Genomic DNA, 14,800 nt, shown 5'->3' on the forward strand with positions numbered 1-14,800 from the left:
GGTTAAATTTAATAAAAATCGCCATCAATGAAAATATTTACAGCAGAAAATATCCGTAAAGCAGACGCTTATACCATTCAAAATGAGCCGATTTCTTCAATACAGTTGATGGAAAGAGCTGCTTCAGCCTGTGTAGAATGGATTTCGACAAATTGTAAACAGCACACGAAATTTATCATTTTCTGCGGTAACGGAAACAACGGCGGTGATGGTTTTGCGATAGCAAGAATGCTTTATCTGAAAGGCTTTGATGTAGATGTGTTTATTAATAAAGATAAATCATATTTTTCTGATGATGCTTTAATTAATTATAAATGGCTAAGAGATATTTCGGGAATTGCTCTTAAAGATTTTGGTGAAATCGAGAAATACAATTTTGAGAAAGCAATTATTGTTGATGCGATCTTCGGAACAGGTTTATCAAGAAGTTTAGAAGGAAATTATAAAGATTTGGTTGAAAATTTAAATTTGAAAAACAATCCGAAAATTTCGATTGATGTGCCTACAGGAATGTTCACCGATCAATTGAATGAAAAAAAAGATGTGATTTTTAAGACGGATTACACATTAACCTTTCAGTTTTGGAAAAAAGCATTTCTTCATCCCGAAACCGGAAAATTTGCCGGAAAAGTTTTTGTTTTAGATATAAAATTAAATCAGGAATTCATAGATAACACCGAATCTGATGATTTTGTAATTGATGATGAGTTAATTTTAAAAATTTTTAAGCCACGTGAAGATTTTACCCACAAAGGAATTTACGGAAAATCAATTATCGTTGGGGGAAGCTATGGAAAAATCGGAGCAGCTGTCTTGGCAATAAAATCTGCGCTGAAGACAGGATCTGGATTAACATTTGTTCTGGCTCCGAAATGCGGATATGAAATTCTGCAAACCTCTTCTCCTGAAGCGATGTTTATAGAAGGGGGTGAAAAAAATATCAACCAAATTGATGAAGTAGAAAATGCAGTTTACGGAATTGGTCCGGGTTTGGGAACTGAAGAAAAAACAGAAAAAGAATTGTTGAAATTTCTAAGAAATCATGATTCTCCCGTAATTTTAGATGCAGATGCACTTAATATCATTTCTAAAAATGAAGATCATTTGAAATCAATTCCCAAAAATTCGGTTATTACTCCGCATCCGAAAGAATTTGAAAGACTTTTCGGAAATACAGAAAACTCTTTTGGAAGGTTAGATTTAGCCAAAACTATAGCAAAACAGCTCGGTATTTTTATTGTTTTGAAAGATCATCACACACAGATTATTATTCCTGACGGAAAAGTATTTTACAACATTACAGGAAATTCTGGCTTGGCAAAAGGTGGAAGTGGCGATATTCTTACCGGAATAATTACTTCACTTTTAGCTCAAAACTATTCTTCTCAGGAAGCTGCCATTTTGGGAGTCTGGCTTCACGGGAAAGCTGCTGATTTTGCTGCTGAAAAAAACTCAAAGGAATCAATGCAACCTACGAATGTGATTGATGAAATTGGAAATGTCTTTCTTGACTTAAATAAAAAAGCCACAACTTTGTTGTGACTTTCTGATTTTATAGCTCCGAAATTATTCTGGTTTTGCGTTTTCAGCTTCTGTGATTTTAAACTTTTTAGAGTAAATCATAATAATGACTCCTGCAATCATAAACGGAATGGAAAGAATCTGACCTGTATTTAATCCTGCAAAGGAAATAAATTCGTCACCTTGAGGCTCTTTCAGGAATTCTACAAAGAATCGGATTGCCCAAAGAATGATGAAAAATAGACCGAATAACCATCCTTGCTGATATTTTTTATTGGTTTTTCTATACAAAATCCAAAGCAAAATAAATAGAAGAACGTAGCCAACTGCCTCAAACAATTGTGAAGGGAAACGTGGAATTGTTACACCATATTCTCTGCTTTGCTGTGGGAAAAGTAATGCAAACGGAGAATTCGGATCTGCAGGCTTACCAATGATTTCAGAATTGAAAAAATTACCCATTCTTACAAAAGCACCGCCTAAAGCAACCACAATTCCTAATCTGTCATACACCCAGAACGGATTTTTCTTGATGATTTTGAATGAATAATAAAGCGTTGTGAAAATCAAAGCGATCGTAGCTCCATGACTTGCCAATCCTGAAAATCCAGTAAATTTTAAGCCATTTTTCGTACTTATCGGTAAGAAAACGCTCCAGAAATCTTCCTTGAATAATTCAGGCTGATAAAAAATAACATGTCCCATTCTTGCTCCCAAAATTGTTCCAATCAAAGTCCATGTAAAAAGTGGTTCAAGATATTTTTGGTTAACGTTATCAGTTTTGAATATTTTGGTCATCAGAATATAGCCAAAACCAAATGCAAAGATGAACATCAAGCTATAAAAATGCAATGTTACCGGACCTAACTGAATTCCTGAAGTGGGATCCCAGATTTTAAAAGGTGTTTCTAATGATAAAGTATCTGTAGGATTGATTGGCTTTTTTGCTTTTAGAGCATATTTCAGCGTTTCGATTTTATCGTCAGGAATATTTGATGCATCTACAACTTTAAAATCTTTATCAAAAAATTGATAACCGGCATTTTTGTAGCTGTTGACAAGAATTGAATTCGAATGATAAGGATCAGCTTCTACATTGCTTTTATTAAAAATAACCAAAGTATTTTCCGTTGTATTTACTGAAGCAAATTTGTTTAAGTAACTAAATTCTGTGCTTGCATAAATTTTTACAGGAAATTCTGATGAATTGATTTTTAATGTTCCGTCAGATAAACTGTCTTGGTAATTCTGTGCAAAAAAACATTGGGTAACCAATGCAAATATCACAAGATAAATTCGAAAGAAAATATTGCTCATTTCTATATTTTTAATTGAATATTTTTTATTTTTTTGGAGGAACAGGATCGTAGCCGCTTCCGCCCCATGGATGACATTTTGAAATTCTTTTTACACCCAGCCAAAAACCTTTGAAAATGCCGTGAACCTGCAAAGATTCTACCATATAATGCGAACAAGTTGGCTCATAACGGCAGTTTTTAGGAAGCAATGGCGAGATGAACCACTGGTAAAATCTGATGAGAATTACCAACGGTGATGTAACGATTTTATTGAAGGTGAGTTTCAAAACAATGCAAAAATAGAGTAAAAAAATGAAAATTAGTTTAAATTTGTTAGAAGTTTCAAGCGATAAACAGATCATCTACCAGACGTGTCATAAGGTTTTGATCTACTCTTTACTGAAGATCTGATTTGATAATCTTATCGTTTGCGATTTTATATAAACCTCAAATTAGAAATCTTGAATCAAAATATTCCATTAGCTGAACGATTAAGACCTAAAACATTAGATGACGTTTTGGGGCAGGAGCATCTTACCGGAGAAAAAGGTACTATCAGAAAAATGCTGCAGAATGACACGCTTAATTCTCTCATTCTTTGGGGACCACCCGGAACAGGAAAAACAACGCTGGCTGAGATTATTTCAGAAAAATCAGGAAGAAAGTTTTTTAAGCTTTCTGCAGTTTCCTCGGGTGTGAAAGATGTACGTGATGTGATTGAAGATGCCAAAAAGCAAAATCTTTTTTCGGGAAAATCGCCGATTCTTTTTATTGATGAAATTCACCGCTTTAACAAGTCTCAACAGGATTCTTTGCTCCATGCCGTTGAAAAAGGCTGGGTGGTTCTGATTGGGGCAACAACGGAAAACCCAAGTTTTGAAGTTGTTTCGGCATTGCTTTCAAGAAGTCAGGTGTATATTTTGAAAGCTTTAAGTTATGAAAAACTGGAAGAACTGATTGATATTGCCTCTGAAAGATTTAATAACGATGAGAAAACAGATTTTATCATTAAAGAAAAAGAAGCATTCATCCAATATTCAGGAGGTGACGGCAGGAAGCTGATCAATTCAGTTGAATTGGTTTTAAATCAGTTTAAAAATTCTTCAACCAAAGAAGTTACTAACGATGATGTCATGTCGGTTCTTCAGGAAACGATGGCGCTTTATGATAAAAACGGGGAACAGCATTATGATATTATTTCAGCCTTCATCAAATCTATGCGTGGAAGTGATCCGAACGGTGCGGTGTATTGGTTGGCAAGAATGATTGCAGGTGGAGAAGATATTAAGTTTATAGCAAGAAGAATGTTAATTCTTGCTTCTGAAGATATTGGTTTGGCAAACCCGAATGCTTTGGTGATTGCGAACAACTGTTTTCAGGCAATTAATGTCATTGGAAATCCTGAAGCGAGAATTTTACTGAGTGAAACAGCTATTTATCTTGCAGTTTCTCCTAAAAGCAATTCAGCGTATGCTGCTATTAATGAGGCTTTGGCTTTTGTAAAGAAAACCGGCAATCTTCCCGTTCCGCTTCATTTAAGAAATGCGCCAACAAAATTCATGAAAGATCTTGATTACGGAAAAGAATATAAATATGCCCATTCGTATGAAGGAAACTTCGTTGATCAGGATTTTTTACCGGAAGAAATTAAAGAAATTAAATTTTATGAGCCCGGCAATAATGCTACGGAAAAAAAGATTCATGAAGAGCTCAAAAAGAAATGGGGTAACAAGTATTAATAAAAAACGGATGTCTAAAAAGTCATCCGTTTTTTAATGTAGAATTATTTAAATCATTGTTTTCTTGTAGTTGTAATAAATAATGTTTTTACACCATTATAATCTTTTACTTCCAAATCTTGCGCAATTTCAGAGTAGACTCTCATATTGGTGTCTTTAAATTCATATCCTTCAATAAAAACAGGAGTATCTTTTGGAAGATTACTTTGTTCATTAAAAGAAGCTAAGCTGATATTATCGAAAGGACTATTGTTGTTTTTGAATTTAACTTCAGTAAGACCTTGATCAGCTATAAAGCTGAATTTTTTTAGCTTTTGAGGTAAGCTGGCTGCAGTTTTATAAACTTGTGTGCTTTGAATAAAATCTTTTTGACTTTCAAACATGGCAACCGTACCTATCATATCTCCCGATACCGCAAATTTTACATTAGTATTTTTCTGAGCAAACAATGTTGCAGAAGCAAAAATTAATAGAGAATATAGAATTTTTTTCATAATTAATAATATGAGCGTTAAAAACGTGATAAATATACTTATATTTTATGAATCGTCAATGAAATTTTTAAATAAATTGTAAAATATTGATGAATAATAGTCTTTAAATTATGTAACTTTCCAGTATTCATATATTTTCAAAGAGATTGATAAATTTGAAGTATTATATAATATATCTTTTAAACAATTTATAGAACAGTGATTATCTTTAAAAATTTAAACATAATAATTTTAAAGAGCTTTTTCCTCCCAGTTTTCATCAATAAGCTTCATTAAAAAGTCAGGACATTTGATGACCTTATTTGTTTCTGCGTTCAAAAAGAAAAGGGTAGTAGAAGCTTCTGTAATTTTAATTCCTTCTTCATTATAAATTTCATATTCAAATTCAATTCTCACTCCCGGAATTTTTCTCATATAGGTGTGAATTTCTAATTTTTGATCGTATAGTGCTGGTTTTAAATACTTAATTTTATAATCGGAAACCGGAAGCCAGATTCCCTGTTTTTCGATCTCATCATAAGAGATTCCGATACTGCGAAAAAGTTCCACGCGCCCAAGTTCGAAATACGTTGCGTAATTTCCGTAATAAACATATTTCATGGGGTCTGTTTCTGCGTAACGTACTCGTAATGAGTGTTTTGAATGTATCATTTTAAGCTTTGAATTATACATACAAATATATTTTTAAATAATCAATATGAGAAATATTTTTTTTTGAAAATAAAAAATTGGACCTTTGTCTTCCTTCTAAAAACAACTAACCAAAGAATTAATCGGGGCATAAAAATGAACGAAAATTTAATGATGATATGGCAGAAGTGCCTTCAGTTTATGCGTGATAATCTTAACGCAGCTGAAGATAATTCTGATCTTAAAAAACTTGAAAAATCTTTTGATTTACTATTCGACAAAGTACAGCCGGTTTCATTGGTTGACAATAATCTTACGTTGATGGTTCCAAGTGATTTTTATAAAGAATATATTGAAGATAACTATCTGTCATTGCTTTCTGCTGCCCTGAAGAAAAACATTGGTAAAGGTGTTAAACTTTGGTATTCGGTGATGGAAAATAAGCCGAGCGGTTTGGAAAAGCCGGTTACCATGAATATGAAGGGGAAATCTGTTCCTACACCAAAAATTCAGGAGACTATGCCGCAAGGCTTTTCGGGCAATATTGTTAATCCTTTCGTCGTACCGGGAATCAAAAAAGTAAATATCGATTCAAATCTTAAAGCAGATTTCTCTTTTGATAATTATGTTGAAGGAGAAAGCAATAAATTTGCATCAACTGTTGCAAGATCAATTGCTAAAAGACCAGGAGCAACTGCATTCAATCCCTTATTTTTATACGGTGGTTATGGAGTTGGTAAAACGCACTTAGGGCAGGCTGTAGGATTGGAAGTGAAAAATCAATTTCCTGATAAGGTCGTTCTTTATTTGTCATCTGAAAAATTTATTCAGCAGTTCATCTCTGCGGCTAAAGCTCATAAACAGACTGAATTTGCCAATTTTTATCAGATGGTAGATGTACTGATTATTGATGATATTCAGTTCCTTTCAGGCAAATCTGCAACACAGGACAGCTTCTTCCATATTTTTGATTATCTGCATCAAAATGGGAAGCAGATTATTCTTACTTCAGATAAAGCTCCTGTTGATATTATGGATATTCAGGACAGGATTGTTTCCCGTTTCAAATGGGGACTTTCTGCAGAGATCAAATCTCCGGATCTTGAAACCAGAAAAAAAATCATTGAAGATAAATTAAGCAGAGACGGTATTGTTCTTACTGATGATATGCTGGATTTCCTTGCTGCGGAAGCAAAAACCAATGTAAGAGAATTGATCGGTGTAATCAACTCGGTAATTGCCTATTCTACAATTTATAAATCTGATTTGAGTCTTGAATTATTAAAAGAAACCATCAATAAGATTGCGGCCAATCAGAAAAAGATCATCAATATTCCTTATATTCAGGAAGTGGTTTGCGATTATTTCGGAATTAAAAGAGAACAGCTTTTATCGAAAACAAGAAAAAGAGAAATTGCTCTTCCCAGACAATTGGCAATGTATTTTGCAAAAGAGTTTACCAACGCTACTTTTACCAAAATTGGCGAGGAAATGGGCGGTAAAGACCATTCTACAGTAATGTATGCTTGTGAAACGATAAAAGATGTTTCTAAAATTGATAAAGAAGTCAAAAAATATGTAAAAGAGCTTACAGAGAAAATCAAAAGTTAATTCTGTATAGAAGATATTTATAGAAGGAGAATAAATGTATTCTCCTTTTTTTATTTAGTTTTAATATTCAATAAGAACCTTTTAAATTATATTAGATGAAAATCTTAATGGTTTGCCTCGGTAATATCTGCAGAAGTCCGTTGGCAGAAGGAATAATGAAGTCTAAACTTCCTGAAAATTTTCATATAGATTCAGCAGGAACAATTAATATGCATGAAGGCAGTCGTCCTGATAAAAGATCCGTAGAAGTGGCCTTAAAATATGGGATTGATATCACAGAACAATGCTCAAGACCCATTCAGTCGTCAGATTTAGATGATTATGATAAAATTTTCTGTATGGATAAGAATAATCTTCGTGATGTACTTTCATTGGCGAAAACTGATGAGCAGAAAAACAAAATTTCTTTATTGATGCAGGATTTAGATTTAAAACATTTTCCTCTTGAAGTTCCTGATCCCTATTGGAGCGGTTCAGAAGGATTTGATGAGGTTTTCAGACAAATCGATGAAGCCTGCGAAATTATCTCAAAAGACTTACTGAAATATCAAACTCAATCAAAACCTTAGTCTAAATCATGCTTTTCCTACTTCCAGCTTATCTTTCAGAAAACACTTCGATCAGTCATTTTTCTCCTGTGATTAAAGAATACATCATGCAGACTGATTATTTCTTCGTTGAAAACGAAAAAACGGCAAGAAAAGTCGTAAAGTTTTTTGCACCTGAAAAAAAACAGTCAGATTTAAAGCTTTTTCTTTTAGATAAATACACAGAAAATGCAGATATTAAAGAAGCACAGGAGATGATGTTGAAAGGCCAAGATTTTGGATTACTTTCAGAAGCGGGACTTCCGTGTATTGCAGACCCTGGAAATCTAATGGTAAAATGGTGTCATGAAAAAAATATCAGAGTCATTCCGATTTCAGGACCATCTTCTATTATTCTCGCATTGATTTCAAGTGGTTTTAACGGACAGGAATTTACGTTTAACGGATATTTGCCGATTGATAAAAGCGAAAAGAAAAAGCAGATACTGCATTTGGAATCAATGGTTCAGAAAACAGGATATTCTCAGATCTTCATGGAAACACCTTACAGGAATAATGTGCTTTTCGAAGATTTAATGAAATTTCTATCACCGAATACGAAGCTCTGTATTGCAGCAAATATCAATGATCCGGAACATGAGTTTATTAAAACTAAAACGATCAAAGACTGGCAAAAAAATAAACCGGAACTACATAAAGTTCCGGCTGTATTTGTTTTAGGAAAGTGATTTTTTTCTTTCACTGATTTTTCAAATTTTAAATTAAATTCTTGCAACAGATATGCTTGGAATTTAAAATCTGCGTAATCTACAAAATCAGCGAGAGAAAAAAATTAGTTATTTTCTATTGTTTTTTTCTTTCTGTTTTTCCATTTTCTCCAAATTAAAATAACAATCGGAACGAGTAAAAAGAATGGCCAAAGAGAAATAATTCCAAGGAAAAAAACGACAAAACTATTCCAACCTTCTGTAAAAGAATCTCCGAAACGACTTCCAAAACCTATTTTTGAAGTTGTCGAGCTTCTTACTTTTTCTTTATATAAAACTAAATTCAAAGTGCTGTAATTTACACGGTCATCTATAAAACGCAATCTCCCTTCAGCAATATCAATTTCATCTTCAAGTTCACGAATGTTTTCTTGAATTTCGAGCATATCTTTCGTAGTTTTTGCACTTCGAAGCATATCCCGATACTTTTCAAGATAGATTTTTTTATTTCCTAATTTTATTGAGACATCAGTGTATTCTTCAGTCACATCATCCGAAGAAATGCTTTTAGATAAAACCGAACCAATTCCATTTGAGAATGAATTAATTAAACCATCAAAATTTTTATGAGGAACACGAATTGTTAAAAGTAATTTTTCATCAACATCAGTATTATTAAAACGTTCAGTTTGAATATAAGCATTATTCTTTTTTACAATTTCACTGGTTTGATTTTGAGCTTTTTTAATATCTCCAACCTGAATTTCTATTTCGCCATTTTTAATGATTTTCTTTGCAATAATATTGTTCTCCGGCGCTGAAACTTTAGGTTCGCTATTTTCTTCTTTAGAAGAAACCATTGCACTTATGGGAACTTCTTGCTTTGGTGGAGGTGGAGGAGGAATGTTATAATTAACTACTTTGTCTTCATCAACTACATCTACTAATTGAGCACTTACTTCATGCTGATTCTCAGATTTGCTGCAATTAAATAATATTAATAAGAATAAAGAGATAAATATTTTTTTCATAATTAGATTTTTGTGAGTTTCATCAAAAACTATGCTTAAATTTTAAAATTACTTTTCTATTTTTATTGAATGAAAAAAAGTCTTTTAGCAATTCTATCTTTACCGTATTTCATTTTCGCTCAGGAAACTCCAAAACTCACGGATGAAATGGCGGTAAAATTATCCGAAAAACCCCTTCACTGTATCAATCAGGAATATCCGAATAAGACAGCACATATTATTAATAATGCAAATGAAGTTTCTTTAAGTCCGAAAGATTTACATCCAAGCTTTTATGGTTGCTTCGACTGGCATAGCTCTGTTCATGGTCATTGGATGTTAGTTCGATTGTTAAAAACAAAACCTAATTTATCCGTTGCTAAGGACATAGAAAATATTCTCGACAACTCATTTAAAAAAGAAAATCTACAAACAGAAGCTGATTATTTTACGAAATATCAGTTAACGACAACGTTTGAAAGAACTTACGGCTGGGCCTGGTTGCTGAAGCTTGATGAAGAATTAATAACCTGGAATCATCCTAAAGCCAAAATCTGGCATCAGAATCTAAGACCTTTAACGGATAAAATTCTGAGTTCCTGGAAAACATATTTGCCTAAACAGACTTATCCGAACAGAACAGGAGTTCATCCAAATACTGCTTTTGCTATGGCCTTTGCGATTGATTGGGCAAGAGCAAATAAAGACAAAGATTTTGAAAATCAATTAATAGAAAAGGCAAAATATTTTTATTTAAAAGACGAAAAAACACCGGCTTATCTTGAACCGGATGGTTCGGATTTTTTTTCTCCGAGCTTAGAAATTGCAGATTTGATGAGAAGGGTTCTTCCTCAACAAGAATTTGTACAGTGGATCAATAAATTCTACGAAAAAAGAAGTTTGGAGAATATCGAGAAGATCCCGGTTGTAAGTGACCTTAGTGATTATCAAACGGTGCATCTGGTCGGATTATCTTTTTCAAAAGCATGGTGTATGAAAGGAATTTCGAAATCTCTTCCTGAAAATCATCCTCTTAAAATAGATTTCCAGAAAACCGCAACCGTATTTCTGAATAATGGTCTCCCTTTGCTTTTTAAAGGGAATTACGGTGGAGATCATTGGCTGGCAAGTTTTGCAGTTTATGCTTTGGAAGATTAAAAGGCTGTAAGTGAAGTTATACAGTCTGAAAAAGTTTTCAGCTCCATCTTTTAACCATTTAATATCTGATTCCAAGTTTTTTTAGAATAAAACTTAAAAGCCATATCGGTCCTATTAAAAGGAATTGCAAGTCTTTTAAGAAAGAGGGCTTTTTACCTTCAATCTTGTGCCCTAAAAATTGTAAAATCCATGTTATTACAAAAACGGACAGATAAAAAATCCATGATTTTGTTCCGAAAGTGACATTTGCTAATGATACAAAGTGCTCCATCAAGAGCATTATGAAAATCATAATCACTGCAATTCGCCAGGATAATCTGAAATAAAAAATAGTTACCAAAACCAATGCAATGAAGCTTGCAACACTCAAAAATCCATAGTATTTCAGGTATATATTCGGCGTTGGAATGTATGAAATAAATCCTAAAATCGTCCAGAAAATGAGCGGTACGCAAATCCAGTGAATCAGTTTATTGGTTGCATTTCTGTGGCTCTCGCCGTATTCTGCAAGTAACAAATAAATCTTTCTCATATCAAAATTTGGTAAATGCTAAAATAATAAAATTTTGCAATCACTCAAGAGATTACTTACATTTGTTTTATGACAGCTTTAGAAAAATTCGGGGTTGAGATTTTTACTCAGGAAACGATTCATCAGAGAATTACGGTGGACAAACCTTTTCGTCCTGAGAATCCTGCGTTTTTGTTTATAAAAAGCGGAACGATAAAACTCAGGCAACATCTCAGTGATCTGGAGCTTTCGGCCAATACTTTTATTGTCACAGATCCGCAAAGCGTCTATGAGCTGATTTCTTTCAGCGATGATTTTCAGTCGAGGATGGTTTCTTATAAGCGCGAATTTATTTCTACATTGTCGTTGAAATTTAACAGGTTAATTACCTACCGGTATTTCCGTCAGCAGATGAATGTCGGTGTTCCGTTTTCTCCGGATGACCTGGAAGTGGTTTGGAAAAGCGTCAATTTTTTAAAATATATTCTCGATTCTGACACTGAAATGATCTATAAGAAAGAGATTGTGGAACATCTTTTCTCGGTTTTCTGTTATCAGATGGCAGGAATTATTGCCAATGAAGACAACAGCTCTATGAATCAGATGTCGAGACAGGAAGAGATTGTTTTTTTATTCCTTAATGATTTGTCAAATCATCATTTGAATAACCGCAATGTTGAGTTCTATGCGGAGCGGCAATCCATTACAACCAGACATCTTTCGTCGGTGGTGAAGTCGATTACGGGAAGATCGGCAAGCCAGATTATTGCTTCTATTGTAATTAATGAAGCAAAAGTATATTTAAACTCTTCTAATATGCCTGTTTCAGAGATTTCCACCGTTCTTGGCTTTAGCGACCAATACTCGTTTTCTCACTTTTTTAAGAAGCATTTGGGGGTGAGTCCTAGTCAGTACAGACAGCAATTTCAATAATCGAATCCTACATTTGAACATCCTTTTCCAAAAATCAAACATTTGTTTGAATCTTTAACCAACCTAACTTTGCATCTGTAAAACAAGGTAAAATGGTTAAGAACATAAAAACAGCAGTCTCAGTTTTGATAGGTCTCTTTCCTGCGCTGTTTTTTTCACAAGAAATAAAACAGATGACCGCAGATGAAGTTGCCGCACTGGCAATTCAGAACCATCAGCAACTAAAAGTTTCTGCTCAGAATATCGACATCGCAAAACAGCAGACCGATATTACAAAACTTCAGAAACTTCCAACAATCACCGCTTCTACAAGTCAGTTTTACTTGGGAAACGTGATAGCTATCGACAAAGATTTTTCTAATTCAACAACGATTCCGATGCCGCATTATGGGAGTTCGTATGCGGTTCAGGCGACTCAACTCATCTTCAAAGGTGGATTGGTGAATAAGTCTATTGAATTGGCCGGACTTCGTGAACAACTCTCTGAATTGGATTTAGAAAAAAATAAACAAGACGTTAAGTTTTTGGTGATTTCAAATTACTTAGATATTTATAAAATCATCAATCAGGAAAAGGTTTTTCAAAACAACAAAAAACTGGCTCAGGAAAGATTAAAAAACATCAACGATTTCTATAAACAAGGAATGATTACAAGGAATGAAGTCATTCGTGGAGAATTGAATATCAAAAATCTCGACCAGGGAATTTTAACTTTAGTCAATAACAGAAAAATTCTTAATTATAATCTGAATATTGCTTTAGGTTTAAATTCTGAAACGCAGATTGTTCCTGTAGAAGATTTGGGTAACAAAGAAACCGGAATCGGAATGGATTATTATCTGAATATCGCTCACGACAGCAATCCTCAGATGAAATCGGCAAAAACCAATATCGAAGTTGCCGATAAAAACATCGAAATCATTAAAACTGATAAAATGCCGACGCTTGCAGGTTTTGGAGGTTACACTTTACAAAGACCGATTACGACGAGAAATCCTGTTTTGGATATGTACTCCGGCGGTTGGCAGGGCGGAATTTCTTTGAGCTATAATATTGATAATTTATACAAAACCAAAGAAAGAGTAAAGCTTGGGGAAATCCAGAAAAATCAGGCGAATGATGCGATGACTTTGGTACAGCAAAATCTGGATATGGCTGTGAATGCGGCTTATACAAAATATCAGGAAGCCATTCAACAAGCAGAAATTCTGAATGATGCTAAAAATTTAGCCGATGAAAACTACAAGATTACAGAAGCTAAATATCTGAACCAATTGGCTGTACAGGCAGAAATGCTGGATGCACAAAACCAAAAACTGCAGTCGGAATTAGATTTTGCCAATGCAGAAATCAATGTGCTGTATCAATATTACAATCTGTTGAAATCTACCGGAACACTTTAATTTTAAAACTGAAAATCAAGATAATGGAAAACAAGGAACAAAATACTCAAGATACAAAACCGGCGGCTAATTCTGCCGTAGCGAAGAAGAAAGAAAACAAGAAAAATAAAATCAGAACCATCATTTCAAATATCATCGTTTTTGCGGTGATTGGTTTTGGATTGTATTGGCTGGTTCGTCAGTACTTTCACATCGGCGACAAAACTTATACAGAGGCCGCTCAGGTAGAGGAATTTATTAATCCGATTAACACTAGAGTTTCGGCTTACATCAAGGAAATTAAATTTATAGAACATCAGCAGGTGAAAAAAGGCGATACTTTGGTCATTCTGGATGACCGAGAAATTCTTACACAGCTCGGTCAGGCAGAAGCGGCGTATCAAAATGCATTGGCCCAAAAATCAGCAACAAGTTCTTCTGTAAATACGGTTTCCAACAACGTAAGCGTGATGGAATCTAATATTGCCGGAGCAAAAGCGAGACTTTGGAATGCCGAACAGAATTTAAATCGATACAAAAACTTATTGGCTTCGGAAGCGGTAACAAGACAGCAGTACGACCAGATGAAAACCGAATATGACGCCCAAAAAGCAGCGTATGAAACATTGGTTAATCAAAAGCAATCGGCAAATCTTTCAACCACTGAAGTGAAATCTAAATTAGGAATCAACGATGCAGAAATCAAAAGAACAAAATCGGCTTTGGATATGGCGAAAATCAATCTTTCTTACACCGTAATTACGGCACCTTACGATGGTGTAATGGGACGAAGGCTGATTTCTGAAGGTCAGCTGATTCAGCCGGGACAGCAGGTTGGAACCATCGTTTTGAATAATCAGAAATGGGTAACCGCCAACTTCTTGGAAAGTCAAATGCCGAATATCAAAATCGGACAAAAGATAATGATGACTGCCGATGCATTGGGCGGAAAACATTTTGAAGGAGTGGTGACTGCCGTTTCAGCAGCAACAGGTTCAAGATATTCTAGCGTTCCAACAGACAATTCAACTGGTAATTTCATTAAAGTTCAGCAAAGGATTCCCGTAAGAATCGAGTTTACAGCTTCCAATAAAAAAGAAGATGTTGCGAAACTGAGTGCGGGAATGAATATGAATGTCAACATTGCAAAATAAATAGGTTAGAAGCGGGAAGCGGGAGGATGGAGGTACAGGATTCGTCACTTCCAAAGATGTCATAAAAAAATAAACGCAATACTGGAAAACTTCCAGCACCCATC

At 34.3% G+C, this 14,800-nt stretch carries 15 protein-coding genes; 9 read left to right on the forward strand and 6 right to left on the reverse strand.

All coding sequences use genetic code 11. The features are described 5' to 3' along the window. The first annotated feature begins 27 nt into the window (after positions 1–27). Positions 28–1,542 (forward strand): NAD(P)H-hydrate dehydratase, encoded by a 1,515-nt coding sequence (locus ACR1PN_RS14110; protein ID WP_433980557.1) that lies wholly within the window; start codon positions 28–30, stop codon positions 1,540–1,542. 24 nt (positions 1,543–1,566) lie between these two features. On the opposite strand, the gene lgt is transcribed toward ACR1PN_RS14110, so the two are convergent. Together lgt and yidD are read right to left on the reverse strand one after the other, a co-directional pair. Next, positions 1,567–2,415 carry a prolipoprotein diacylglyceryl transferase gene (gene lgt / locus ACR1PN_RS14115; RefSeq protein ID WP_433980608.1) on the reverse strand — a complete coding sequence of 283 codons (849 nt, stop codon included), beginning with the start codon at positions 2,413–2,415 and terminating at the stop codon, positions 1,567–1,569. A 448-nt stretch (positions 2,416–2,863) separates the two neighbouring features. Next, positions 2,864–3,106, reverse strand: a complete 243-nt coding sequence (gene yidD / locus ACR1PN_RS14120) for a membrane protein insertion efficiency factor YidD (RefSeq protein WP_378178770.1) — start codon at positions 3,104–3,106, stop codon at positions 2,864–2,866. Positions 3,107–3,280: 174 nt separating this feature from the next. On the opposite strand from yidD, the gene ACR1PN_RS14125 reads away from it, so the two are divergent. Beyond that, on the forward strand, positions 3,281–4,558 hold the full coding sequence (locus tag ACR1PN_RS14125) for a replication-associated recombination protein A (protein WP_433980558.1): 1,278 nt from the start codon (positions 3,281–3,283) through the stop codon (positions 4,556–4,558). Between the two features lie 53 nt (positions 4,559–4,611). On the opposite strand, the gene ACR1PN_RS14130 is transcribed toward ACR1PN_RS14125, so the two are convergent. Next, a complete protein-coding gene (locus ACR1PN_RS14130; protein ID WP_378178764.1) occupies positions 4,612–5,052 on the reverse strand; it encodes a hypothetical protein in 441 nt (146 codons plus the stop codon). Positions 5,053–5,283: 231 nt separating this feature from the next. Beyond that, entirely contained in the window at positions 5,284–5,703 is a 420-nt protein-coding gene (locus tag ACR1PN_RS14135; protein WP_433980559.1) for an acyl-CoA thioesterase, read from the reverse strand. A gap of 135 nt (positions 5,704–5,838) precedes the next feature. On the opposite strand from ACR1PN_RS14135, the gene dnaA reads away from it, so the two are divergent. The 3 genes from dnaA to ACR1PN_RS14150 all read left to right on the forward strand — a co-directional run bounded on the left by dnaA (position 5,839) and on the right by ACR1PN_RS14150 (position 8,569). Beyond that, positions 5,839–7,293 carry a chromosomal replication initiator protein DnaA gene (gene dnaA / locus ACR1PN_RS14140; protein ID WP_378178758.1) on the forward strand — a complete coding sequence of 485 codons (1,455 nt, stop codon included), beginning with the start codon at positions 5,839–5,841 and terminating at the stop codon, positions 7,291–7,293. A 95-nt stretch (positions 7,294–7,388) separates the two neighbouring features. After that, positions 7,389–7,862, forward strand: a complete 474-nt coding sequence (locus ACR1PN_RS14145) for a low molecular weight protein-tyrosine-phosphatase (protein WP_433980560.1) — start codon at positions 7,389–7,391, stop codon at positions 7,860–7,862. A gap of 8 nt (positions 7,863–7,870) precedes the next feature. Next, positions 7,871–8,569, forward strand: a complete 699-nt coding sequence (locus ACR1PN_RS14150; RefSeq protein ID WP_433980561.1) for an SAM-dependent methyltransferase — start codon at positions 7,871–7,873, stop codon at positions 8,567–8,569. A gap of 104 nt (positions 8,570–8,673) precedes the next feature. On the opposite strand, the gene ACR1PN_RS14155 is transcribed toward ACR1PN_RS14150, so the two are convergent. Continuing rightward, entirely contained in the window at positions 8,674–9,579 is a 906-nt protein-coding gene (locus ACR1PN_RS14155) for a DUF4349 domain-containing protein (RefSeq protein ID WP_433980562.1), read from the reverse strand. Positions 9,580–9,648: 69 nt separating this feature from the next. On the opposite strand from ACR1PN_RS14155, the gene ACR1PN_RS14160 reads away from it, so the two are divergent. Next, positions 9,649–10,716 carry a DUF2891 domain-containing protein gene (locus ACR1PN_RS14160; RefSeq protein ID WP_433980563.1) on the forward strand — a complete coding sequence of 356 codons (1,068 nt, stop codon included), beginning with the start codon at positions 9,649–9,651 and terminating at the stop codon, positions 10,714–10,716. A gap of 58 nt (positions 10,717–10,774) precedes the next feature. Here ACR1PN_RS14160 and ACR1PN_RS14165 read toward each other — a convergent pair whose 3' ends face one another. Then, complete coding sequence (locus ACR1PN_RS14165; RefSeq protein ID WP_433980564.1) at positions 10,775–11,248, reverse strand: DUF962 domain-containing protein; 474 nt, start codon at positions 11,246–11,248, stop codon at positions 10,775–10,777. Between the two features lie 69 nt (positions 11,249–11,317). Between ACR1PN_RS14165 and ACR1PN_RS14170 the strand changes: the two genes are divergently transcribed. The 3 genes from ACR1PN_RS14170 to ACR1PN_RS14180 all read left to right on the forward strand — a co-directional run bounded on the left by ACR1PN_RS14170 (position 11,318) and on the right by ACR1PN_RS14180 (position 14,696). Then, entirely contained in the window at positions 11,318–12,160 is an 843-nt protein-coding gene (locus tag ACR1PN_RS14170) for a helix-turn-helix domain-containing protein (protein WP_433980565.1), read from the forward strand. Between the two features lie 92 nt (positions 12,161–12,252). Beyond that, a complete protein-coding gene (locus ACR1PN_RS14175; RefSeq protein WP_433980566.1) occupies positions 12,253–13,563 on the forward strand; it encodes a TolC family protein in 1,311 nt (436 codons plus the stop codon). Positions 13,564–13,586: 23 nt separating this feature from the next. Next, positions 13,587–14,696 carry an HlyD family secretion protein gene (locus tag ACR1PN_RS14180; RefSeq protein ID WP_433980567.1) on the forward strand — a complete coding sequence of 370 codons (1,110 nt, stop codon included), beginning with the start codon at positions 13,587–13,589 and terminating at the stop codon, positions 14,694–14,696. The last annotated feature ends 104 nt before the right edge of the window (positions 14,697–14,800 follow it).

It is taken from the genome of Chryseobacterium sp. RLHN22 (genome assembly GCF_051011795.1).
Lineage (GTDB): Bacteria > Bacteroidota > Bacteroidia > Flavobacteriales > Weeksellaceae > Chryseobacterium > Chryseobacterium zhengzhouense.